Origin of the sequence: Maribellus sediminis (assembly GCF_011799805.1) — a bacterium.
Taxonomy (GTDB): domain Bacteria; phylum Bacteroidota; class Bacteroidia; order Bacteroidales; family Prolixibacteraceae; genus Draconibacterium; species Draconibacterium sediminis_A.
The window spans coordinates 1,490,417-1,514,516 of sequence record NZ_WXUB01000001.1; the positions used below are offsets into that span (position 1 = coordinate 1,490,417).

General features: G+C 40.8%; 23 protein-coding genes. 11 read left to right on the plus strand and 12 right to left on the minus strand.

Going from position 1 to position 24,100, the window contains the following annotated elements; genetic code table 11:
- Positions 1 to 14: 14 nt before the first annotated feature.
- From xylE to HFD85_RS05780, 4 genes are all read right to left on the minus strand, one after another.
- Entirely contained in the window at positions 15 to 1,394 is a 1,380-nt protein-coding gene (gene xylE / locus HFD85_RS05765; RefSeq protein ID WP_167606051.1) for a D-xylose transporter XylE, read from the minus strand.
- A 1-nt stretch (position 1,395) separates the two neighbouring features.
- Entirely contained in the window at positions 1,396 to 2,721 is a 1,326-nt protein-coding gene (gene xylA, locus HFD85_RS05770) for a xylose isomerase (RefSeq protein ID WP_167606053.1), read from the minus strand.
- An 81-nt stretch (positions 2,722 to 2,802) separates the two neighbouring features.
- A complete protein-coding gene (locus HFD85_RS05775; RefSeq protein WP_167606055.1) occupies positions 2,803 to 4,287 on the minus strand; it encodes a xylulokinase in 1,485 nt (494 codons plus the stop codon).
- Positions 4,288 to 4,400: 113 nt separating this feature from the next.
- Positions 4,401 to 5,396, minus strand: a complete 996-nt coding sequence (locus HFD85_RS05780; RefSeq protein ID WP_167606057.1) for a GntR family transcriptional regulator — start codon at positions 5,394 to 5,396, stop codon at positions 4,401 to 4,403.
- A gap of 266 nt (positions 5,397 to 5,662) precedes the next feature.
- Between HFD85_RS05780 and HFD85_RS05785 the strand changes: the two genes are divergently transcribed.
- Positions 5,663 to 6,235: a nitroreductase family protein gene (locus tag HFD85_RS05785; RefSeq protein ID WP_167606059.1), complete on the plus strand. Its 573-nt coding sequence runs from the start codon at positions 5,663 to 5,665 to the stop codon at positions 6,233 to 6,235.
- A gap of 240 nt (positions 6,236 to 6,475) precedes the next feature.
- Here HFD85_RS05785 and HFD85_RS05790 read toward each other — a convergent pair whose 3' ends face one another.
- Positions 6,476 to 7,387, minus strand: coding sequence for a proline dehydrogenase family protein (locus tag HFD85_RS05790; protein ID WP_167606061.1), 912 nt, complete (start codon positions 7,385 to 7,387; stop codon positions 6,476 to 6,478).
- Between the two features lie 241 nt (positions 7,388 to 7,628).
- Between HFD85_RS05790 and HFD85_RS05795 the strand changes: the two genes are divergently transcribed.
- The 6 genes from HFD85_RS05795 (at position 7,629) to ftcD (ending at position 13,663) form a co-directional block, all read left to right on the plus strand.
- Complete coding sequence (locus HFD85_RS05795) at positions 7,629 to 8,231, plus strand: OmpH/Skp family outer membrane protein (RefSeq protein ID WP_167606063.1); 603 nt, start codon at positions 7,629 to 7,631, stop codon at positions 8,229 to 8,231.
- Positions 8,232 to 8,304: 73 nt separating this feature from the next.
- Complete coding sequence (locus tag HFD85_RS05800) at positions 8,305 to 9,489, plus strand: glycosyltransferase family 2 protein (RefSeq protein ID WP_167606065.1); 1,185 nt, start codon at positions 8,305 to 8,307, stop codon at positions 9,487 to 9,489.
- A gap of 209 nt (positions 9,490 to 9,698) precedes the next feature.
- On the plus strand, positions 9,699 to 9,869 hold the full coding sequence (locus HFD85_RS05805; protein ID WP_167606067.1) for a DUF362 domain-containing protein: 171 nt from the start codon (positions 9,699 to 9,701) through the stop codon (positions 9,867 to 9,869).
- 293 nt (positions 9,870 to 10,162) lie between these two features.
- The gene (hutI, locus tag HFD85_RS05810) at positions 10,163 to 11,416 is read left to right on the plus strand and encodes an imidazolonepropionase (protein WP_167606069.1); all 1,254 of its coding nucleotides are present in this window, start codon (positions 10,163 to 10,165) and stop codon (positions 11,414 to 11,416) included.
- A gap of 112 nt (positions 11,417 to 11,528) precedes the next feature.
- Positions 11,529 to 11,900, plus strand: coding sequence for a GxxExxY protein (locus HFD85_RS05815; RefSeq protein ID WP_167606072.1), 372 nt, complete (start codon positions 11,529 to 11,531; stop codon positions 11,898 to 11,900).
- Positions 11,901 to 11,965: 65 nt separating this feature from the next.
- Entirely contained in the window at positions 11,966 to 13,663 is a 1,698-nt protein-coding gene (gene ftcD, locus HFD85_RS05820; RefSeq protein ID WP_167606075.1) for a glutamate formimidoyltransferase, read from the plus strand.
- Between the two features lie 27 nt (positions 13,664 to 13,690).
- Here the strand turns inward: ftcD and HFD85_RS05825 are convergent, their stop codons facing one another.
- On the minus strand, positions 13,691 to 14,443 hold the full coding sequence (locus HFD85_RS05825; RefSeq protein WP_167606077.1) for a DUF5995 family protein: 753 nt from the start codon (positions 14,441 to 14,443) through the stop codon (positions 13,691 to 13,693).
- 112 nt (positions 14,444 to 14,555) lie between these two features.
- Positions 14,556 to 14,909: a MotA/TolQ/ExbB proton channel family protein gene (locus HFD85_RS05830; protein WP_167606080.1), complete on the minus strand. Its 354-nt coding sequence runs from the start codon at positions 14,907 to 14,909 to the stop codon at positions 14,556 to 14,558.
- 211 nt (positions 14,910 to 15,120) lie between these two features.
- Here HFD85_RS05830 and HFD85_RS05835 point away from each other — a divergent pair, with 211 nt between their 5' ends.
- On the plus strand, positions 15,121 to 16,200 hold the full coding sequence (locus HFD85_RS05835) for a sensor histidine kinase (RefSeq protein ID WP_167606082.1): 1,080 nt from the start codon (positions 15,121 to 15,123) through the stop codon (positions 16,198 to 16,200).
- Positions 16,187 to 16,897 (plus strand): LytR/AlgR family response regulator transcription factor, encoded by a 711-nt coding sequence (locus HFD85_RS05840; RefSeq protein WP_167606085.1) that lies wholly within the window; start codon positions 16,187 to 16,189, stop codon positions 16,895 to 16,897. Before HFD85_RS05835 ends, HFD85_RS05840 begins: the two co-directional genes overlap by 14 nt.
- 14 nt (positions 16,898 to 16,911) lie before the next feature.
- Here the strand turns inward: HFD85_RS05840 and HFD85_RS05845 are convergent, their stop codons facing one another.
- Positions 16,912 to 17,748 (minus strand): restriction endonuclease, encoded by an 837-nt coding sequence (locus tag HFD85_RS05845; RefSeq protein WP_167606087.1) that lies wholly within the window; start codon positions 17,746 to 17,748, stop codon positions 16,912 to 16,914.
- 134 nt (positions 17,749 to 17,882) lie between these two features.
- Between HFD85_RS05845 and HFD85_RS05850 the strand changes: the two genes are divergently transcribed.
- On the plus strand, positions 17,883 to 19,052 hold the full coding sequence (locus HFD85_RS05850; protein ID WP_206081866.1) for a glycoside hydrolase family 5 protein: 1,170 nt from the start codon (positions 17,883 to 17,885) through the stop codon (positions 19,050 to 19,052).
- A 1,106-nt stretch (positions 19,053 to 20,158) separates the two neighbouring features.
- Here HFD85_RS05850 and floA read toward each other — a convergent pair.
- From floA to HFD85_RS05870, 4 genes are read right to left on the minus strand one after another with little or no spacing between them, the layout of a single operon-like run.
- Positions 20,159 to 21,136 (minus strand): flotillin-like protein FloA, encoded by a 978-nt coding sequence (gene floA / locus HFD85_RS05855; protein WP_167606090.1) that lies wholly within the window; start codon positions 21,134 to 21,136, stop codon positions 20,159 to 20,161.
- A 1-nt stretch (position 21,137) separates the two neighbouring features.
- Positions 21,138 to 21,611 (minus strand): NfeD family protein, encoded by a 474-nt coding sequence (locus HFD85_RS05860; protein ID WP_167606093.1) that lies wholly within the window; start codon positions 21,609 to 21,611, stop codon positions 21,138 to 21,140.
- Positions 21,612 to 21,617: 6 nt separating this feature from the next.
- On the minus strand, positions 21,618 to 21,896 hold the full coding sequence (locus HFD85_RS05865) for an ATP-dependent Clp protease adaptor ClpS (RefSeq protein ID WP_167606095.1): 279 nt from the start codon (positions 21,894 to 21,896) through the stop codon (positions 21,618 to 21,620).
- Entirely contained in the window at positions 21,893 to 23,317 is a 1,425-nt protein-coding gene (locus tag HFD85_RS05870) for an SPOR domain-containing protein (RefSeq protein WP_167606098.1), read from the minus strand. Before HFD85_RS05870 ends, HFD85_RS05865 begins: the two co-directional genes overlap by 4 nt.
- 310 nt (positions 23,318 to 23,627) lie before the next feature.
- On the opposite strand from HFD85_RS05870, the gene bcp reads away from it, so the two are divergent.
- On the plus strand, positions 23,628 to 24,092 hold the full coding sequence (bcp, locus tag HFD85_RS05875) for a thioredoxin-dependent thiol peroxidase (RefSeq protein WP_167606100.1): 465 nt from the start codon (positions 23,628 to 23,630) through the stop codon (positions 24,090 to 24,092).
- Positions 24,093 to 24,100 lie beyond the last annotated feature (8 nt).

Sequence of the window (24,100 nt, forward strand, 5' to 3'; positions counted from 1 at the left end):
TGTTTAATTTGGATTTACTTTTTCCAAAGCAGTTCCATTTCTTCCAGCGTTTTATTTTTGGTTTCAGGAACCATTTTCCACACAAAAATGAACGAGAGGATGCTCATTATTCCATAAAAGAAATAAGTGCCGCCACTGCTGAATTCCATCATTGCAGGGTAAGTCGACGAAATGAAGTAGTTGGCTGCCCACTGTGCCGCCACAGCAACTGCCACTGCTTTTCCACGGATCTTATTCGGGAATAATTCTGAAATAAGTACCCAGCAAATCGGGCCCCACGACATCATAAACGAAGCCGTGTAAACAATGATGAACACCAAAGTTCCGATGCCGATAACTTTCATAAAGGCAAGCGAACCAATTGCGAACATGCCGATTGCCATACCAACAGAACCTACCATTAACAGTGGTTTACGTCCCCATTTATCAACGGTAAGAATAGCAACTACGGTAAAGATCACATTCACTAGTCCCATGATAATGGTTTGCATCATTGAAGCATCTTTTTCGGCGCCCATACTTTCAAAAATACGGGGGGCGTAATAAAGTGCTACGTTTATCCCTACAAACTGCTGAAAAACCGAGAGCAGGATTCCTATGATGATCACTACTTTTCCGTAAGAGAATAACTTGGCCGACGATTTAACAACAGAACCTTTGATTTCCTGCATGATCTCAGCGGCACGTACAGCACCGTTTATTTTGGTAAGGATTTGCAAAGCTTTTTCGTTCTGGTTTTTTATCGCCAGATAGCGCGGTGTTTCAGGAACGAAAAACAACAAAATACCAAAAAGTCCTGCCGGAATAGCTTCTGAAGTGAACATGCGTCTCCATCCAACTGTGTTGATCCAGTCTAATGTTTGACCGTTGGCAATACCCCAGTTCACAAAATAAACTACCAGCATACCAAAAATAATGGCAAACTGGTTCAGCGAAACCAGTCGACCGCGAATATCTGCCGGCGCAATTTCACCAATGTACATCGGACTTACAGCTGAAGCCAGTCCAACTCCAATTCCACCGATTATACGGTAAAAGTTGAACATGTACAGCAATCCCATTGTTGGCACTCCTTTTTCGAAAAATAGAAACTCGGGATTGCCCGATCCGAGTGCAGATACAAAAAACAGTACAGCTGCAAGAAACAGGGTATTCTTTCTACCCAGTTTCGAAGCCAGTAGTCCGGAAATGCTTCCACCTAGAATACAGCCGATAAGCGCACTCGAAATGGTTGCTCCGTGTGCCAGCGAACTCAATCCAAGACTAGTTATCAAAAAGGCTTGTATCGACTTGTCGGCACCGGAGATCACAGCCGTGTCGTAACCAAACAAAAGGCCACCAAGGGTGGCTACTAATGTTATGGTTGCAATATAGAAGGTGTTTCTTTCCTTCATTTTAGATGTACCAGTTGATCAGTTGCTCAATCAATTCCTGTTTGCCACTGATCTGTGCCGGCTCACCAACTTCGGCTGCTACTTTAGTAAGGTCTTCAAGACTCAGTTTACCCGATTCAAATTCCAAACCTTTACCTGAATCGAACGAAGCATAACGGTTTTTACGCATCGACAGGTATTGCGAATCACTCAGGATTTTATCAGCAATTACCAGTGCACGGGCAAATACGTCCATACCACCAATATGAGCAATAAAGATATCTTCAAGGTCGGTAGAGTTACGGCGTGTTTTGGCGTCGAAATTGATACCACCGTGATTGAAACCACCAGCCTGAAGAACTTCGAGCATCGCTTCGGTAATTTCGTAAATATTAGTTGGGAATTCGTCTGTATCCCAGCCGTTTTGGTAGTCACCTTTGTTAGCGTCAATCGATCCCAGCATACCTGCATCGGCCGACATTCTAAGGTCGTGAGCAAAAGTATGACCGGCCAAAGTAGCGTGGTTCACCTCAATATTCAGTTTGAAATCCTTGTCAAGACCATGTGCTTTCAGGAAGCCGATAACGGTTTGTGCATCGAAATCATACTGGTGTTTAGTTGGCTCCATCGGTTTCGGTTCAATAAAGAAAGTTCCGTTAAAACCTGCTTTTCTACCATAATCGCGGGCAACAGTAAGGAATTGTCCAAGGTGAGCCAGTTCGCGTTTTGTATCGGTGTTGTGCAGGCTCATGTAACCTTCACGTCCTCCCCAGAATACATAGCCGGTTCCACCCAGTTCGATGGTGGCATCGATGGCATTTTTAACCTGAACAGCAGCATTTGCCAGTACATTGAAATCAGGATTGGTTGACGCTCCGTTCATGTAACGTGGATCAGAAAAAACGTTGGCTGTTCCCCAAAGCAGTTTTACGCCTGAAGCAGCTTGTTTTTCTTTGGCGTAATCAATAATTTTTGCCAGTTTCTTTTCAATTTCGAAAACAGAACCACCACCAACAACGTCAGTATCGTGGAAACAGTAATACGGAATGTTCATTTTTGTAATGAACTCGAAGGCTGCATCCATTTTTTCCTTTGCAGCATCAATTGCATCAGCAGCACCTACCCATGGGAAAATCTGTGTTCCGGGTCCAAACGGATCTTCTCCGGTTCCACAGAAGGTATGCCAGTAAGCCACTGCAAAACGCAGGTGGTCTTTCATTGTTTTTCCTGCAACTACTTTGTTCTCGTCGTACCATTTAAATGCCAATGGATTTTTTGAATCAGGGCCTTCGTATTTAATTTGGTCGATGCCCTTAAAGTACTCTTTGTTTCCTTTTAATACTTCCATGATTGTTTATTTTAGTGAATTAATATTGTTGTTTGATTCTTGATGTTCAAAGCTCGTGGCTCGCGGCTCATAGCTCTTTGCTCATTTTATAGCCTTTTCAAGCTGTATTTTCCAGTTTTCGTAAGCATCAGTATATTCAGCTGATTTAGAAGAATCAGGTTCAATAACTTCCAGCTTTTTCAGGTTGGTAAAGGCTTCTTCAAACGATTTGTAATACCCCGAACCAACTCCGGCACCACGAGCAGCACCAACCGATCCGTCGGTATTATACAATTCAATCGTGGCACCTGAAATACCAGCCAGTGTGTTGCGGAAAATCGGGCTGAGGAACATGTTTGCTTTTCCGGCACGGATCACCGATGCATTGATTCCGATGTTTGCCATTATGTCCATACCGTATTTGAACGAGAAAACGATTCCTTCCTGGGCTGCACGCAATAAATGTCCTTTCTTGTGAATATTGAAGTTTACTCCCGAGATTTGCGAACCTATATTTTTGTTGTTCAGAACACGTTCAGCTCCGTTACCAAAAGGCAGAATAGATACACCGGCTGAGCCGATGGGAGCACCTGCCGCCAGCTCATTCATTTCTTCGTACGAAACCGATTCGCCAATCATGCGTTTCAACCAGGCATTCAGAATTCCGGTTCCATTTATGCACAGCAGCACACCAAGTCTTGGATCAACATCCGAATGATTCACATGCGCGAAGGTATTTACCCGTGATTGCGGATCGTATTTTACCTCGTCGCTAACACCATAAACAACACCCGAAGTTCCTGCAGTGGTAGCAATCTCTCCCGGATTAAGCACGTTCAGCGATAAAGCATTGTTGGGCTGGTCGCCGGCACGGTAGCTTACTTTTGTTTTGGTTGAAAGCCCCAATTCCATGGCAGCTGATTCTGACAGTTGACCGGAATTGACAAAAGTCGGAACAATTTCGGGAATGATTTCGGATGAAAAACCATAGTTGTCGAATAAAAGATCGGCCAAACGGTTTTCCTTGAAATTCCACATAATGCCCTCTGATAATCCGCTAACTGTTGTTTGTGCTGCTCCTGTTAGTTTCATGGCAATGTAATCGCCCGGAAGCATAATTTTATGAACCCTTGCAAATAATTCAGGCTCGTTGTCTTTTACCCACTTTAGTTTCGAGGCAGTAAAATTACCCGGCGAATTCAGCAGGTTGGTTAAACAACGTTGTCCTCCGATTTCTTCAAATGCGCGGTCGCCAATTGCCGCTGCACGGCTGTCGCACCAGATAATGGATGGACGGATAACCTCCTGGTTTTTATCCACCATAACCAAACCATGCATTTGGTAAGATATTCCGATGGCTTCAATACTTTCGCGGTCGACTTTCGAAGCGTTCAGAACATCGGCAAGTGCCAGTTTCAAATTTTCCCACCACAACTCAGGTGCCTGTTCGGCCCAACCTGCTTTGTGTGCGGTTATTTTCATTTCCTGTTTTGGGTAGAAGGAAGAGGCAACAACTGCGCCTGTTTCTCCCTGTATGAGTGAGACCTTTACAGAAGAGCTTCCAATGTCGAATCCTAATAAATGCATGATTATTATCGGTTTAATTTTTATTATATTTCAATCTGTTCTGTTCTGTTATGTTTGCAAAATTACGTGCTATTTTGATTTCGTCAAATACATGAATAATGTTTTATAGCATATTATACGGAACTTCGGATCTTTAAGCGGGTAGGGACCTCGTATTTGATGGTGCCGCCCGAAGTAACAAACTCAGCGGCTTTTTGCCCCATCAGTTTAAAGTCTGTAGAAATAACGGTAATTCCGTTCTTGACATATTTTTTCATAGGCGTATCGTTGTACGAAATCACGCCAACTTCGCGACCCGGTTCAAATCCCTTTTCTTCGCATTGATCGAGAAAACCGGCAAGGGTGCGGTCGCTTACCAGCAGGTAGAGCGCATTTTTCTTTATCTGAAATTCCTTATCGCTGTAAATTATGGAGTGCTTAACTTTCTTGTCGGTACAAAATTGTTCGAAATATTCAACAGCTTCTTTTGGGTGATAAGTAAAACTAGGATAATAAAAAATGAACTCCCCGTATTTCTTTAAAGTGTCAAAATTGTCGTTTAAACAGGTATAAACGGCCTGCCCAAAATCCTGGAAAATAACCGATGATTTTTCGGGGGCTCTTATACTCCAGTCGATAATGAGCAGTTGATCTTCCGGAATTTTGGAAATGATCTTCGAAACCTTTCTGTTGTCAAAATTCATGATAATGTACTTACTGTATTTACCCAGACTTTCGTCGATGATCTTTTCGAAAATATCGATGTTGTAATGGTGAAAATGCAGATCGACACTGATATCTTTTGGCAGTTGATTGATAAAAGAATGATACAACACCTCTTTATAGGCTTTAAACGTATCGAGAAAAAGGAAAACTTTGGTGATCTTTCGGGTAACAAAATAACCGCGATTGGGAACCGACTCCACAACTCCACGGCGTTTTAACTCAGCATAAGCTTTAAAAACGGTATCTCGCGATAGCTGTGTATCGTTCATGATCTGGTTGACCGAAGGCAGCATTTCACCCTCTTTCAGTTGATTCTGACTTATGGCATCGATAATGACTTCAACCAGTTGCTGAAATTTCAATACGCTTGAATTATCATCGATAATCAGTTTCAATTCGCTCATTTTAAGGCTCAGTTTTGTTCTGTTCTGTTCTACAAAATTAAGGCTATTTATGAATAACTGAAGTATTGCCATAATAAATAATCGAAGGTTTAACATTTATTAATCCTTGAAGGATAATATGCATTTGGCATCGGCGTTTTGAAATTAAAGGATAGGGTGATGTAATTTTTTCTTGTGGTTAAGTTTGGTCAGCAATTCTTTTGTACTTCACTTTTATCCTTTTTCTTTTTTTATTTCCTTTAGATTTTAGAATAAAACCAAAGTTTATGATACGCGACCTCATTATCAGAAACCGCAGTTACCGACGCTTCGACTCTGCAGTTAAACTCACCGATGAACAAATAAGTAAATGGATTGATTTGGCACGAATGGCCGCAAGCGGACGGAATATGCAGCCACTGAAATATGCCCTTGTTACTTCGCCTGAAACCTGTGAGAAGATCTTTCCTTTTTTGGGTTGGGCAGGATACTTAAGCAACTGGAAAGGTCCGGCGGAAGGAGAACGCCCCGTGGCTTTTGTAGTTGTTTTGAACGACCATCAAATTTCAGATAATCATTATTGCGACGATGGAATTGCCATGCAAAGCATTTTGCTTGGTGCGGTTGAAGACGGTTTTGGAGGGTGCATTATCGGCTCTGTAAATAAAAGCAAAGTGGCTAAAATTCTTCAGTTGGATGAGACGTTGGAAATACTTTGGTTAATAGCACTTGGCAAGCCGGCTGAGAAAGTAGTACTCGAAACCGCCGAAAATGATATTAAATACTGGCGCGATGAGGAACAAGTACATCATGTACCAAAACGCCCATTAGAAGAAGTAATCGTGAAACTAAAAAGTTAAAGCCATAAAACAATCATGATTCCAGGGAATCACCAACAGGAATGAAAGCCATACAATTTTATGCAGACTCTCCCTCATTCCCTCTCTGCTCGCAGAGAGGGACGATTGTGTCGTAGGCACAATCAGGGTGAGTTAATAATAAATGATTCTACCCCTGATAACCAATTATTGCACTACGAGACTTTCAGAAAAAAAAAGGACGACATAAATGCCGTCCTTTTTACAGTTTAACCCCCAAAATTAACCTCGTATAAATAACGCCTTAATAATGTGCTGTGCCATTTTCGGATTTTCTTTCAGCCGGCGTGTTGAGTATCCAAACCATTGTTTCCCGTAAGGAACATAAACACGCATCCGGTGGCCTTCGTCAACAATCGATTGACGTAACTCAGGAGTAACTCCGTAAAGCATTTGAAACTCGTACATGCTTTTCGGGATGTTCATTTCCCTGATTAGTTTGATTGCTTCGTCTACCAAATATTTATCGTGGGTAGCAATTCCTGCATACATATTATTTTCGAACATGTATTTCAGGTCGGCCAGGTAATTGGCCCGTACTTCTTCATAACCTTTAAATGCTATTCGCTCAGGCTCAACATAAATACCTTTACAAAGACGGAAACTGAGCGGAGCGCTTTCCGAATTCAAATCGTTGAGTCCTTCCAGATCGCTTTTTGTGCGGCGCATGTAGGCCTGTACAACGAGCCCAACATTTTTCGGAAATTCTTTGCGTAGTTTTCTGAAAAGCTCGATCTCGAGATCGACACACTGCGAATCTTCCATATCGATTCGAACAAATGAATCCTTTTCAGCTGCAAAAGCAACAATTTCGCGAATATAATTGTAGCAAACTTCTTTATCGATCAGCAAACCAAAACTGGTTGGTTTCAGCGAGAAATTACCCACTACGTTTTCGTTCGTAAAACGTTCGATCACCTCGAGGTATTCGTTTTTATTCTGTTCAGCTTCGTCGATCGAACGGATAAATTCACCCAAAATATCAATAGTAACTTCTATCCCTTTTTCGTTCAAAAGTTTCGATGCCAGTAAACCATCTTCTATTGTTTCGCCGGCTATGTACCTTTTCGAAAACACCCATATCAGTTTTTTCGGCATGTAGGGAAGAATATTTGCTATTATCTTATTCAACATTGTAGACTTTAAGTTTCACATATATCGTATTTGTCAAAAATACATTATAACGAAACTCTAATTCAATGATGTTTATCAGTGAGTGAATATGATTTACCGCATGTTTTTTGTAGAACTGGTTGTGAATTAGTGAGATAAAAAAAGTTTGAATTCGGTTATCGCATTTCAACGAAACTTATATCTTTGTCCGAACTAAAAAAACAGACGAACCTATACGTTCAGTATTAAAAGAATTAAATAAATGAAAGGATCATCATTAGTTGTTAGTGCGATTTTGTTTGTGGCTGTTGCCGTTTTATATGTATTGCATTTTACCGGAAATGGGAATAACACACAAAGCTCTCAGGTTAGAAGTAGCAACGGAGAATCTGCCGGCGGTTTAAGAATTGCTTATGTAAAAGCCGATTCAGTAATTCTAAATTACGAACTGTCGCAGGATCTGCACGACGATTTCACAAAAAAGCAGGAAGCTTACACTACAGAATACGGTACAAAGCGTCAGTTGTTTGAAAAAGAAGCTGCAGCTTTTCAGGAAAAATTACAACGTGGAGGTTTCCTTACCGAACAACGTGCGGTTCAGGAACGCGACCGATTGATGGGAAAAGAACAGGAGATTCTGAAACTCGATCAGGAGTTGTCGAATAAATTGGCCGAACTTCAGCAAGCCAACAACCAACAAATACTGGATAAACTAATGGATTATCTGAAAAAGTATAACGAAACTGCGCAGTACGATTACATTTTTAATGGTGCCGATGTACTGATCGGTAACGAGGCGCACAACATAACCGGTGAAGTTTTAACCGCGCTTAACGAAGAATATAAAGCAAGCAAGCCAGAGTAGAAATTACGATACTATTTGAGAAATCCGGGTAATGCCCGGATTTTTTTTGCCTTTTATTTTAGCTTTGTAAACGATGTTTGCCGATAAGTATTTAATTAAAAATCAGAATGTAGCGTTGGTTCAGGATGAGCCGGATGAACACACAGGATTGATTGTTGTGATTCCGTGTTTGAATGAACCTGAGATTGTAAAAACGCTCGAAAGTTTAGTGCGTTGCGACAGGCCCGGATCCACTGTTGAAATTATTGTGCTGATCAACCATTCAGAAACTGCAGCTGAAAATATCACTCAGCAAAATCAGCAAACCAAGGCAGAGCTTGATGTTTGGATGCGAAGTAAGACTAGTGATGAACTTCGCTTTTACGCGGTGGGGCCCGTAGTTCTGAGAAAGAAGTGGGCCGGTGCAGGTCTGGCCAGAAAGAAGGGAATGGATGAAGCAGTTCGGCGCTTTAATCTTCTGAATAAAACTGATGGTATCATTGTATCGCTTGATGCTGATACCCTGGTAGCAAAGAATTACCTCGTTGAACTGGAACGGCATTTTAAAAAACATCCTAAACAGGTTGGAGCAACGTTAGCCTTTGAGCATCCCAAAGATCAGCTCGATAACAAACACCGCGAGGGAATTGAATTGTATGAAAAATACCTTTACTATTATAAAAATTCACTCGATTTTGCCGGATATCCGCATGCGATGTTTACTATAGGATCTGCCTTTGCTGTTACTGCCGACGCCTATGTGCGAAGAGGAGGTATGAATAGAAGACAGGCGGGCGAGGATTTCTATTTTTTGCAAAACCTGGTACAACTTGGAACAGTTGGCGAAATTACAGGAACGAAGGTGTATCCATCGGCACGTTTGTCGGATCGTGTACCTTTTGGTACCGGACCAATTCTTTCGAAGTGGATGAGTGGTGAAGAAGATCTGCTAAAAACATACAGTTTTCAGTCCTTCATCGATCTGAAGAAGTTCTTCGATATAAAATGTTCACTTTACAAAACAGATTTCGAAAAGTACAATTCGATATTGAAGGAGCTCCCAAACGGTATTTCCGAATTTCTACACGAAACCGATTTTTGGCTTGAACTGGAAGATTTAAACAGGAACTGCTCTACTTCAGTAGCTTTTAAAAATCGATTTTTTCAGAAATTCAACGCATTTAAAATTCTCAAATACCTGAACTTTATGCAGGAAAATCATTATCCGGCGGTCAATTTGAATACACAGTTACAATTGCTTGAAAACGCCTCTTGTTAGTTTTGTGCTTCAAAAAGCTATACAAGGCTACTTAATCGTTAATAATTTAATTGAATCTAAATAATGATGACGCGCTTAATGTGCAGTTAATCAGCGTGTCGTACACGAATAGAGTAAATGGGGATAATAATTTAAATTCTGAACTTTGTTTTTTTACCATTCTTTGTACATTTGCGAAAACGTTAATGTTAAACTAAAAATTCATTGTTATGGCATACAAAATTTCAGATGAATGTATTGCATGTGGAACTTGTATTGACGAGTGCCCGGTTGACGCGATTGCAGAAGGAGATATCTATACTATCGATCCGGAACTTTGCACCGACTGTGGTTCATGCGCAGAGGTTTGCCCGGTAGAAGCTATTTCGATCGACGAATAAACCGGTCAGCATAAAAGACACAAAAGCTCGTTAGTTAATCTGGCGGGCTTTTTTGTTATAAAGGAATTCCTTGCAACCAATATGTTTTATGCGGCATTTTTAGCAGTTCTTTTTTCTTTTTCAAAGACTCTCTTTCATAGTTTCTCCCCCGCAATTTCAACCTAACTTTCTCGACATACCTTCTGTTTTCAGCTAAATCCTTATCAACCTTGACATAATTCATATGAATTTATAGGCATTAGCAGTTGATTTATTCCTTCAATTTCGTACCTTTTATTATCAATTTAAACAAAATGAAGTTACTTCTCGAAAACATAAAAGAACTTGTTCAGGTTGAAGATGAACCCTTTGATTTCAGGGCTGGAAAGGAAATGGCGACGGTTAAAACCATTAAAAATGCTTATATAATTATACGCGATGAAATTATCGAGGATTTTGGCCCGATGAGTGCCCTTAAGGACAGGTATCGCGACGATGATTTATTGATTGAGATAGATTGCAGCAACCGTTTGGTGTACCCCAGTTTTTGCGATTCGCATACCCATCTTGTTTATCCTGCACCACGCGAAAAGGAGTTTGTTGATCGAATCAAAGGTTTGACGTATGAAGAGATTGCCAAGAATGGTGGTGGAATCCTGAACACTGCCAAACGGCTTCACGAAATGTCGGAAGCAGAGCTATATAACGACGCCATGCACCGGGTAATTGAGGTTATAAAAATGGGAACCGGCGCAATTGAGATTAAGAGTGGTTACGGATTGAATGTCGAAGACGAATTGAAAATGCTTCGTGTTAATCGTTGGATCCGTGAAACGGCACCTATCTGCGTGCGTTCTACTTTTTTGGGAGCTCATGCCATTCCGCTGGAATACAAAAACAATCCTTCGAAATACGTCGATATCATTATCAATGAGATGATTCCGCAGGTAGTTGCCGAAGATCTCGCCGATTATATCGATGTTTTCTGCGATAAGGGTTTTTTCTCGGTTGAAGATACCGAGCGGATTTTAATGGCCGGTATTAAACATGGTCTGCGTCCAAAAATTCACGCCAACGAGCTGGGTTTGACCGGCGGTGTTCAGGTTGGAGTTAAGTACAATGCACTTTCTGTTGATCATCTGGAGTTTATCGGAAAAGAAGAGATCGAGGCATTGAAAGACACCGAAACAATGCCGACGGTACTTCCGGGAGCTGCCTTTTTTCTGGGTATGAAACTGTCACCGGTCCGTGAAATGATCGATGCCGGATTACCAATTGCTTTGGCTTCGGATTATAATCCCGGATCGTCGCCCAGTGGGAACATGAGCCTGATCTCGGCAATGGGTTGCATCAAATACAAAATGCTTCCCGAAGAAGTGATCAATGCAACTACCATTAATTCAGCATACGCCATGGGATTACACGAATCGTACGGAACCATTGCACGTGGGAAAATAGCGAATATGTTTATTACTTCAGAAATGCCCGGAATCGAATATTTGCCCTATTCTTATGGCTCGAACCTGGTTGAAACCGTCATCCTGAATGGCGAGGTGCAATCATTTTAGAATTCACTGCTAAATATCATTCGATTTTCAGATTCTCCTCATTAATTTCGAATCGACTTTGGGGCATTTAACCACGAAGTCGCACAATGTTTGACACCAAGTTACACGAAATATGGAAATTGAAGTATTGTTTAAAAATGTTTTGGATTGTGCTTTTAAGGTACATACAGAATTGGGACTGGGATTGCTCGAAAGTGCATATGAAGAATGTATGAAATATGAAATTCAGCAAAAAGATCTTGTGGTTGAAGCGCAAAAACCAATGCCTCTGGTTTACAAAAAAGTGAAGTTGGATGTCGGATACCGAATGGATTTATTGGTGGAAAACAAGGTAGTTATTGAAATTAAATCGGTTGATGCACTAAATGAAGTTCATCTGGCACAGTTAATTACCTATCAAAAATTATCAGGATGTAAGCTTGGGTTGCTTGTGTATTTTAATGTGAAAAGTTTAAAAGATGGAATTAAAAGAGTAATTGTATAAAAATCACTTGGAGAGACTTAGTGAAGAACTTTGCGCCCTTAGTGGTCAAAAAGAAATCTAAATCGATGAAGAAAATTATAGAATGCGTGCCTAATTTTTCTGAAGGCCGCGATATGAGCATAATAAAAGAAATTACAAATGCCATTGAAAGTGTGGCAGAGATAAGCTTGCTGGATGTTGATCCGGGGAAAGCGACCAACCGCACCGTTGTAACATTTGTAGGCGAACCCGATGATGTTCTAGAAGCAGCGTTTCGGGGGATTAAAAAAGCGGCTGAACTGATTGATATGAGTCAACATCACGGTGAACACCCGCGTTTTGGAGCCACCGATGTTTGTCCCTTGGTGCCCGTTGCCAACGTAACAATGGAAGAAGCAGTGGAATACGCCCGCAAACTGGCCAAAAGAGTTGGCGAGGAGCTTGAAATTCCGGTATTCTGCTACGAATTTGCGGCATTCAATGAGAAGCGCAGGAGCCTGGCGAATTGTCGCTCAGGTGAATATGAAGCTTTAAAAGAACGTATTTCTTCCGATGAATGGAAACCCGATTTCGGTCCGACAGCATGGAATGAGAAAGTAGCCGGAAGCGGTGCCACAGCAATTGGTGCACGAAATTTCCTGATCGCGTACAATATAAATCTGAATACGACTTCAACCCGCCGTGCGAATGCCATCGCTTTTGACGTGCGCGAAGCTGGCCGTGTAAAACGCGAAGGGAATCCGGTAACCGGAAAAATTGTAAACGATGAAAACGGCGAGCCCGTTCGCATTCCGGGAACGCTTAAAAAAACGCGTGCGATTGGTTGGTACATCGAGGAATACGGCGTAGCACAGATCTCGATGAACCTGACTGATATTACCGTAACCCCGGTTCATGTAGCTTTTGATGAAGTTGTGGAAAAAGCCGGCGAACGTGGAATTCGTGTGACAGGTTCGGAATTGGTTGGGCTGATTCCCCTGCAAGCCATGCTCGATGCAGGAAAATATTTTCTGAAAAAGCAGGAGCGATCTACCGGAATCTCAGACGAAGAGATCATTAAAATTGCGGTGAAGTCGCTGGGGTTGGATGAATTGTACCCCTTCGATCCGAAGAAAAAAATTATTGAATACGTTATCGAAGACAAGTCGGCGAAAAAACTGATCGATATGACGCTGACCCGGTTCAAGGATGAAACAGCGTCGGAATCACCTGCTCCCGGTGGAGGTTCTATTTCTGCTTATGTTGGTGCGCTCGGTGCAGCTTTAGGATCGATGGTAGCCAATCTTTCAGCACATAAACGCGGCTGGGATGCTCGTTGGGAAGAGTTTTCTGATTGGGCTGAAAAGGGGAAAACTTATCATAGCGCTTTGCTGAATTGTGTGGATGAAGACACCGACGCTTTCAACAAAATAATGGCGGCTTTTGGTTTGCCAAAATCGAGTGAGCAGGAAATTGCCGAGCGAAAGCAAGCTATTCACGATGCTACGAAAAATGCGATTGAAGTACCCTTAAAAGTGATGCAACTGGCACACGATTCCATGGAAGTGATGGCTGCCATGGCCGATTTTGGAAATCCGAACTCGGTGTCGGATGCCGGAGTTGGTGCGCTCTGTGCGCGCACGGCAGTAGAAGGAGCTTATCTGAATGTGAAAATCAACGCCGCGGGTTTTGGCGACAAGGCGTTTCTTGAAACAGCACTTCAAAAGGCAGAAGATCTGTTAAGTTCTGCCCGCGAAAAAGAAAACCGGATCTTGAAAACGGTCCACGAAAAGATTGAAGGATAGCAAAATAAAAGGCGATGGAAATGATTTTCATCGCCTTAATTTTTTGATTTTGTCGGCTACTGTTCCGCGTTCACTCATCCTGATGATCCAAAACAAAAGCAGGATCCATTTTCCCGGTTGTGTGATTATTTTTGTTTTGGCAGCAACTTTCCGGTCCCTCACATTTGTTTCTTCGGGCCAATCGTTAGACTGCAAACCTGCCATTTGGACGGCAAATCTCCACGCTCCTTTTCGTGCGAGCTCCATACTCCAGTCAACAATATAATTATCAACCTTGCCGGATAGCCGAAGCAACTTCCGAAGAAAAGGCCAGATCGATGAAAGTCCTTGTTGCACCTCATTAACCAGGGAAGCTAAAATATCGTTGATGCGTTTAAAATCATTCTCCAAATTATCAATGGGATTGCCTTCTGAAATTTCGGCTGCTGCAATTCCCAGATCCAGGTTTATGTGTGCGTTCATGCCCAGTAAAAGGTGTTGCACGACGATCAGGTTCGAATTTTGTGCTTCCGTAAAAGCAACTTCCCACGATTTGGTTACCCCTTGTTTCTTTGTCCAGGCAAAATAGGCATCGATGTAACGTTTGGCAAATACAACATCGAGTTTTTCCATTCGCGGGCCTTCATCAAAAAAGCCGGCCGCAATTTCTTCTTTTACTTTAATGGTTACTTTCTGATAAAGTACAGCGAAATACCCCAGGGTGTTTTCAGTGGCCAGGCACTCTTCAATTATTTCTTCCAGAATGGCGATAACATCATCGATGGTGGTAATGGGCTTCATTTGGTTTGAGTTTGTGTTTCAACAATAACAAAAAAGCCCACCAAGTGTTGAAAACAAAAAGAACCCACCGGCGGATGGATTCTTTAGCTGCGACCTTGATTTTTGCAAACCTTTATTTTTTCCGTGCAACCAAAACAATAATGAGAGAACGAGCAATTAGAAAAGTTAAGATACCAACCAGCGGTCCTACCAAAGCCATTTTAAGTGAGCTGGCAAACATGCTGGGACTAATATCGCCGGCAGCCTGAATTTTATCGAACGCCGAAATCAATCCGATTGTACGGCCTAAATAACCCCAGGCAATGCAAAACCATGAAATGGATACGATCAGTGATTTTGTTTTGTCGAAGTCGGCTTTCCCCATCGTTGCACGAACAAAAAGTACAATCATAACAAGTAGCAAGAGCAAAATTGGATAAGTGATATAAACACCTCCGTCGTTGAGAATTTCAATAAGATGCGACATAACTAAGTTTTTATTGTGAATACTGAATCGAATTTACAGAAGATTCATTATTCTATTTTTTTATTGCGACCGGGTGAACGATAACGTTGTTTTTCGACGGATTTAAAGGTATAAAATGAAATTCAACCTATAAACTGCAAAAGCGGGCATAAAATGGTTCATTGGTCTATAAAGAACCTGCGATTCAAAGAAAATGTGTAACATTGTTTGTATGAATTTGTTGCGAATATTAAAGACAAGGTTGGTGTTGGTTCACGTGTTATTATGGGTAGCAGTGTGGTTTTTCTTCGCTTACTTTTTTAGTTACAACAACGATAATACAAGTTACATTCTCTGGTTCTCCAGTCTGCTGCTTCCGCTTACCATGGGAGTTACCTATTTCATGGTCTATTTTTTAATTCCGCGATATTTGCTAACAAAAAAATACTGGAAATTCGGGCTTTACACTTTTTATTTGCTTGTATTTACCTCGTACGAAATTGTTTTGTTGCTCTATGGTTGTCTTTATTTTCTGCTGCATTTCGATATAAACAGTATGCCGCCAATGAGCAAAAATTTTACGTTTGTATTTGTACTTGTTATTTTGGTTGTGGGTTTTGTAAGCTTTGCAAGTTTGTTTAATCACAATTTAAAAACGCTTTCAAAAAATAAAGAACTTCAGAACAAGATACTCGAAACGCAGCTTCAGCTAAAGGAACAGGAGTTGCATTACCTGAAAAAGCAGATTCATCCGCATTTCCTGTTCAACACACTGAATACGATCTATGGATTTGCTCTCAAAAAATCGGAACATACACCTGAGATAATTCTGAAACTATCGAATCTGCTCGACTATATCCTTTATCAGGTTGATAAGCCACGAGTGAGTTTAAAGGAAGAAGTGCTGCACATAAAGGAATATATCGAGTTGGAGAAGATCCGTTTTAAAGATACTCTGAAAGTGATTTTTCTCGCTGATGAAATAGATGAAAACATTCAGGTTGCCCCGATGTTGCTGATCCCTTTTGTTGAGAATGCCTTTAAACACGGGAATTTGCTTGAAGGTTATTTACAAATAAAAATCACGATAAAAGTTCAGGGGAAGAAACTGGACTTTTCGATTGGGAATACTTATCTCAACCACGACGAGGAGGAAAAATATGGTGGTATTGGCCTGAAAAATATTCGTAAGCGTTTGGAGTTGAATTATAAGGATAATTATCACCTGTCGGGGAAGGTTGAGGGCCAATGGTATTTTGCCGAGTTAGTGATCAGTGACCTGACTAAAGCTAAAAGCAATGAAAAAGATTAAGTGCATTATTGTTGACGATGAGCCCGTAGCCAGGGAAATTCTGGAAAGCCACCTGGCAAAGATCGAAAGCATGGAACTTGCAGGAAGCTGCAAAAATGCCATGGAAGCTTTTCATTTGATCAGCACTCAGGATATCGATCTCCTGTTTTTAGATATTAATATGCCCGAAATTTCAGGTCTTTCGCTGGCCAAATCGATCAACAAGAACATCAAAATAATTTTTACCACTGCCTATAGAGAATATGCGATTGATGGATTTGATCTGCAGGCAGTTGATTACCTGCTAAAACCCATTTCATTTGAACGATTGCTGCAGGGAGTTAATAAGTTTTACAACGAGAGCGTTCATGTTCAGCAGGCGCCGGAGCAAAAGATTATAGCCGAAACCAATGAATCATTTTTTGTTCGGTCGGATCGGAAAATGGTAAAGATTAACTGCGACGAAATTCTTTACATTGAAAGCATGGCCGATTACATTCGTATTTTTCTGAAAACCAAAAATGTGGTTACACGCGAAACCATTTCCAGTATTGAGGGAAAGTTGCCGCAGCAGGATTTTATGCGTGTTCACCGGTCGTTTATCGTTGCAAAAAATTCCATCGACTCGTTTACTTCCGAATACGTGGAGATAGGAAAAAAACAAATACCGATCAGCAGAAGCTACAGAACCGAAGTTCTGAACCGCCTGGAAAACTAGGTATACAAAGTGTTTTACAACGACAGGTCCCGAACTTCTTCCATCAACCTTTTTCGTTTAGTAGGAGTTAATCCAAGTTTTGCTATTTCATGCTGATTATCCTGAATCTGACGGCAAAGAACAATGCCGGCCTCCATGAGCAATTGTTTTTGTTTTACGCTTAACCGGGTGAGTGAAGTAACCGGGAACAGGTGATGTTTTTCAATCCGGTCTTTTAACGCATTGTTCGCGGGAAAATCCCAGCTCATCATTTTTAATCCACTGCATAATCCGTACGAAATTGCATCCTCAGAAAAACGGGTGTTGGTAACCACCCAGCCTTCAAAATTCAAACCTTTCAATTCAGGATTGTTTTTAATCCGGTCGATAATGTCATTCATTCGCGAACGAATATATAGCGGAACCTGTACATTCGATATCTTATCGGGGCTGTTGTGGTATTTGCACTCCATCAAACACTGGGTACTCGAGTTGGTGGCCACTACATCCACTTCGTGCTGAACGCAAATTCCCTGCATCAGCTGGCCCGTTTTTACCGAGTAGCCTTCAGCTTTCATCAACTCGCCTACAAAATGTTCAAACGGAAAGCCTGTGGGGCCGAGTTCCATAATGGCCTTTTTGAGCTTATAACGTGCCGCGGTACCACCCCGCAATTTCCGAAGTAGCTGAAAAGCCCGGGCATAGATCTTTTGTGTTGTCACTCCTTCGTGAATCCAGCCAATAATGTCTTTTACAATGATTGAGATATTTTCTTCGGAAGCACCCGCTTTGCGCAGCGAACTTTCCAGTTTTCGTTGTGAAAAAGGCTCGCTTACTCCTGAAGCTTTTCGTACCAAATGTTTGTGTTGCATAGTTTATGTTTGAATGCCCTAAAAATACCATTTATCTATATAAAATCAGTGGTGGATTACCAAACTCATTTACCCTGAGTTTGGTATTCATAAGATTGATGTATTTGGCGAAAGTATTTTCATAATTTATCTTTATGAAAATTCAACTAAACCTGATTATGGAAAGAAGAACCTTTTTGAAAAATACCGGGCTCACCGTTGGTGCCATCGGATTAGCAGGCCCGAGCTCTAAACTTTTTGCACAATCAAAAATAGAGAACAAGCTTCCGCGTTGGAGAGGATTTAACCTGCTCGATTACTTTTCTCCCGATAAAAACGATACCAGTCGTGGTAAAACTACCGACGAAGACTTAAAGTGGATGGCCGATTGGGGATTCGATTTTGTACGAATTCCGATGGCATATCCACGCTATGTGAAATTTGATCCTTCGAAAAAGATCACCCCGGAGGATGTTTTGAATTTTGATGATAAAGTAATGGACGACGTTGAAGCGCTCGTTGATCGGGCCAATAAATATAATATTCATGTTAGTTTTGATTTACACCGTGCTCCTGGATTTTGTATAAATGCAGGTTTTCACGAACCTTATAATTTATGGGAAGATCAGGCAGCAAAAGATGCTTTTTATGCCCATTGGGAAATGTGGGCAAAACGTTTTGCATCCAGAACACGCGATCAAATAAGTTTTGATTTGGTTAATGAGCCATGTACACGTGAAGATATGAATGACCAGTTTTCAAAACGTGGTCCGATTCCGGGGGAACTGTATCGTGAGGTTGTTGTAAATTGTTTGGAGAGAATTCACAACTATAATCCCGATCGCTTAGTTGTTGCTGACGGCAATAACGGTGGAGGTGAAGTTATCCCTGAACTGTTCGGTTTAAATGTTGGACAAAGTTGCCGTGGATATTTTCCGCACTATATTTCTCACTATCGCGCTCCCTGGGTATTTGAAAATCCTGATGATGCCCCTGAAGTGGTGTGGCCGGGTACTATTGACGGTAAATATTTCGACAGAAAAAGTTTAGAAACATTTTATCGTCCATGGATTGAAGCCTTAAGAAATGGAGTGGGGGTGCATTGCGGAGAGTTCGGTTGCTGGCAGGAAACGCCGCACGAAGTTTTTCTGGCCTGGTTCGAGGATGTACTAAGCGTATTAACAGAACACAATATTGGCTGGGGACTTTGGGAATTCAAAGGAACTTTCGACATATTGAATTCTGGTAGAAAAGATGTGGAATACGAAGATTGGTACGGGTACAAACTGGATACGAAATTATTGAAATTACTTCAGAAATATTAGAAGCCCCGGATTGTATTTTGCTGCAGATATTGGAAATAAAAAAAGGACGGGTCAACACCCATCCTTTTCATCTAACTAAACCAATAAAACTAATCAAACCTAAACTTATGAACTAAAACTATGCTACAAATGTAGGCTGAAATTTTGCTTTCTAGGTTAACCTAATGTTAAAAAATGTGTTTTATAACATATAATTAATCTATGGCTATTCGAGCTTGTCTATTGTGCTTTTAATGAAGTGTTGTGTTGCAATTACTTTGTATGACATCTTTGGTATTTGTTGGGAGAAAGTTTGCGAGTCGAAAATAAAAAAAGGACGGGTCAACACCCATCCTTTTCGTCTAACTAAACCAATAAAACTAATCAAACCTAAACTTATGAACTAAAACTATACTGCAAATGTAGGTGGAAAATTCGTACGGTAGGTTAACCTAATGTTAAAAAATATGTTTTACAGCATATAATAAATCTATGAGCATTAGAGCTCCTCTATTGCGCTTTTTGTGACTTTAATAATGAAAATAACTTTGTATGACATATTCAGCGTTTGAAGGAAGGGGCAGCTGGTCAAAATAAAAAAAGGACAGGTCAACACCCATCCTTTTCATCTAACTAAACCAATAAAACTAATCAAACCTAAACTTATGAACTAAAACTATGCTACAAATGTAAGTCAAATTACTTACTGTAAGGTTAACACAATGTTAAAAAATATTATTTTATTTATTCAATTTGTCTATGAAGATTAGAAAAAATTGATGAATGAGGACAAAATTATACATATGATTGCAATATGCTATTTATTGTGTGAAAATATTTCGATTTGTAATTAGCGGTAGAATATGCGATTCAGAAATAAAAAAAGGACGGGTCAATACCCATCCTTTTCATCTAACTAAACCAATAAAACTAATCAAACCTAAACCTATGAACTAAAACTATGCGTCAAAGATATGCTGAAAAACATGAAAAGATCGCATCGAAATCGGAAAAGTGTATTTTTTACACCATTTTTTAAGTGAATGTTAATTGCGATGAACATAACTAAAAGAAAGCCCATCGTCGGCTGAAGATGGGCTTTTAGTATTTTGAACAGTAATTAGGTTTTACTCTTTGCTCTTGGGCTCGTCACCGGCAATGGCATCTCGCATTGAAGTGTCGGCCATAATGTTTTTGTACTTCATGTAATCCATTATTCCCAGGTTCCCCGAACGGAATGCCTCTGAAATGGCGAGCGGCACCTGAACTTCGGCCTCAATTACTTTGGCACGTGCTTCCTGAGCTTTCGCTTTCATTTCCTGCTCCAACGCAATAGCCATGGCTCTGCGTTCTTCTGCTTTTGCCTGTGCAATGTTTTTATCGGCTTCAGCCTGGTCCATTTGCAGTACAGCTCCAATGTTTTTACCGATATCGATATCTGCAATATCAATCGATAGTATTTCAAATGCGGTTCCTGCGTCCAACCCTTTATCGAGTACTACTCTAGAAATAAAATCGGGATTTTCAAGTACCGCTTTGTGTGAATGTGAAGATCCAATGGAAGATACAATACCTTCGCCGACACGCGCAAGTACAGTTTCTTCGCCGGCGCCACCCACCAATTGTTTAATGTTGGCACGAACGGTCACCCGCGCTTTAGCAATCAGCTGAATTCCGTCTTTTGAAACGGCGGTAACCGGTGGTGTATTAATTACTTTCGGATTTACCGACATCTGAACAGCTTCAAATACATCGCGCCCTGCAAGGTCGATAGCTGTGGCCATATTAAAAGGTAGTTCGATATTGGCCTTTGCTGCTGACACGAGTGCGTGAACAACTTTGGCAACGTGTCCGCCGGCCAAATAGTGAGCTTCAAGTGCATCGCGACTTAAGGGAACATCAGCTTTGGTTCCTTCAATGAGTGCACGTACGATAATTCCGGGTGGAACTTTACGAAAACGCATCAGGAATAACTGGATCAGTGAAATTCGAACGCCCGAAACCAGGGCCGAAAACCATAAACCGATCGGAATAAAGTAGAGGATAATAAATAATAATACGATTACACCTATTATTAATCCCCAGGTACCTACTGTTTCAATCATTTTATTTTTTATTTATTGGTTCAACGATTATTTTATTGGAAACGATCTTCAATACCTTTATTTCTGTATTGTGATCGATAAATGCACCGGTTGACTGTGCTTCCACAACTTCTCCGTTAACTCTTACTTTCCCCATCGGGGCAAGTCTTCCAATTGTTTTTCCGGTATCGCCAACAACAATCTTTTGGCTGTCGATGAGTTCAATCTTTCCTTCGATGTTTTTTTCAAGAATCATCTTTTTCCCCGCTCTCGACTTAAAAAAATAATAGATCATTGCCGGTGCAACAATTAGCACTATTAATAAGGTGATAAATCCGGCGGTGTTTCCAAGCTCTGTGAAAGCAATGTAAACACTTGCAATCAGAAGTAAAAAGCCTCCAATTCCTGCTATTGTTACTCCCGGTATTACCGCAAATTCAATGAGTAAAAGCACAAGCCCAAGGAGGATGAGCAATATTATGGCAAATATCGACATGGTTTATTAGTCTATTGTAGCATTTAGTTCTCTGTCTAACAAGGCGTCTTTAAGTGGTTTCAGTTCGGTAAAACTGCCTTTCTTTACGTCGCATTTTCCCTTGTAATGAACCAGGTATGTGCATTGTGTAGCTTGCTCGAAATTGTGTTCGCAAATTTCGATCAATGCATCAATCACATAATCAAATGTGTGCACATCGTCGTTATGCAACGTCAGGAAATTCTCCTCCTTTACCTTTTCGTTGGAATCCTTAGAAGGTATATTTTTAGGTTCTTTAATCGTCATTTTTCCTGTTCCAGTTTTTTAGCCTCATTCAAAGTTATTCTTTTTCCGTTAAAATACGGTACAACAAATGCATCTTCTATTCCTTCCTGCCGCACCTGGTTTTGCATTTTTACGGCATCTTCATAATTGGTCAGGTTTCCGGTAGTGTACACTACAACACCGCGATCGTCGGTATAGTTCTCAATTTTACGGATATACGAAAGTTTGTCGAAAAGTTTTTTCACATAAGCGGGCAAGCCCCGGCTGTATGCGCCTATCTGAATTTTATAAACAAGCCCTTCCTGGTTATTTTCTTCGTTTGCAGGTGTTGCAACCGGAATAGTTTGTGCCACTTCCTGCGGGATAATTAAAGTAGTATCAATTGGTTCTTCTGCTCGTTGCTCTGGTTTGGAATATGATCTGGCCAGTTCCTGCAGCTGTTTTGAAAAGGCAATTCGGTCGGATTCTGATTGAGCACTCCAGTAATCATCTTCTGCTTTAATGGCAAGCGTATTGAATTCCCTGGTTTCTTTTTGAAGGGAAAACAACTCGCTTTCGCCCGCAATTATCTTATTGCCCAGCTGATCGCGTTGTGCGGTTGTATTTGCTTTGGCATACGATGTTCTCCAGCTGTCCATCAAGGCTTTTAACGAATCCAGTTTGGAAGCTGATTTTTCCCATTTCAGATAATTGTTTAATCCTTCATCGGTTTGAAAATTCGAAGTGTCGATGTATGTCATTTCTCCGTTGATGGTAAAATCAATTCGTTCAAGTTTAGCTTTTTCCGGTATTGTTTCTTCAATCACGTCAGTTTGAACAATAGAATCAGTAGTAATGGAGTCGAACGCCAGAGAATCAACTAAAGTGGATTCGTTTCCTGCTTCAGCATAAACAATTCCCGCTCTTATGCTTGCACTTTCATCAATTTTAGCTTGCTCTTCTTCAGGGCGCGGAAGCGGCGCGATTACCGTTTCTTCTTCTACATAAGGGGTGTACGGATTAATGTGTTCTTCGCATTGCCTTATTTTTTCCGGCAGATTTAGATCAGCCTGCTCGTCTTCACTTACTTGGTTTTGAAATATTTTGTAATGCCGGATGGCATCTTCCCAACGGTTTTGAGCCTGGTACTGAATGCCAAGATAATAGTCGGTTTTTAAGGGCGACTCACCCGTGCTCCCTTTTAGTAAATATGTAATCTCTTTTTGCCCGTATTGTTGGTTCTCTGTTCGGCAGGCACCATAAAAATAGTTCACCATCAGGTGATCGGGATTCTTGTCGAGTAATTCTTTCAGCAGTATTTCTGCCTCTTTGTATTGCTGCTGATCGAACAATTTTATGGCCTTCACCAAAGTGTTATCCTGTTCGTTTGCAAAAATCGAAATCGAAGCAAACATTAAAACAAAGCTTATTGTTACAAGTACGCGCGTTCTTTTATAATTCATCAAAAATCAAATTCAGTTTCTGATATGTAAATTTAACAAAAAACTGTGTTTTGTGAATTTAAATCAGTGAGACTTTGATTTTGTATGCTTAAATAATTTAGTCGAACTGATCCCGGGTTACAGACGAGGTATCTTAAAATTTTAGTTGAAAAAGTGAGTTGCGTAGAAGTAGAAAACAGATTGGCATAATTGACATCTTGCTTTTTGCGAAGTAGTTAATTTAGTCTGAATTGAATACGAAGAAGTGGAAGACGCGCAGGAGAAATAGCATTTAATAACTTATATTTGTAGAACGTAATAACTCAAAAAAATGACAAGCTTAAAAGTTGGAGACAAAGCACCCGTGTTTGAGGGAGTAAACCAAAATGGAGAAAAAATAAGCCTGAAAGATTACGCCGGGAAAAAACTTATCCTGTATTTTTATCCCAAAGACAATACTCCGGGATGTACTGCTGAATCGTGCAACCTGAACGATAATTACGAAGCCTGGCTTCAAAAAGGTTTTGATGTTGTTGGAGTTAGTCCTGATAGTCAGAAGTCACATCAGAATTTTATTGCTAAATTTGGTTTTCGTTTCAATTTGATCTCGGACACTGAACACGAAATTCTGGAGGCTTACGGTGCATGGGGATTAAAGAAAATGTATGGGAAAGAGTACATGGGAGTGTTACGAAAAACGTTTGTGATTGACGAAAATGGTGTTATCAGCGAAATTTTTGAGAAAGTTGACACTAAGGATCACAGCAACCAGATAATAGAAGCATTAAAATTATAAGCTAATCT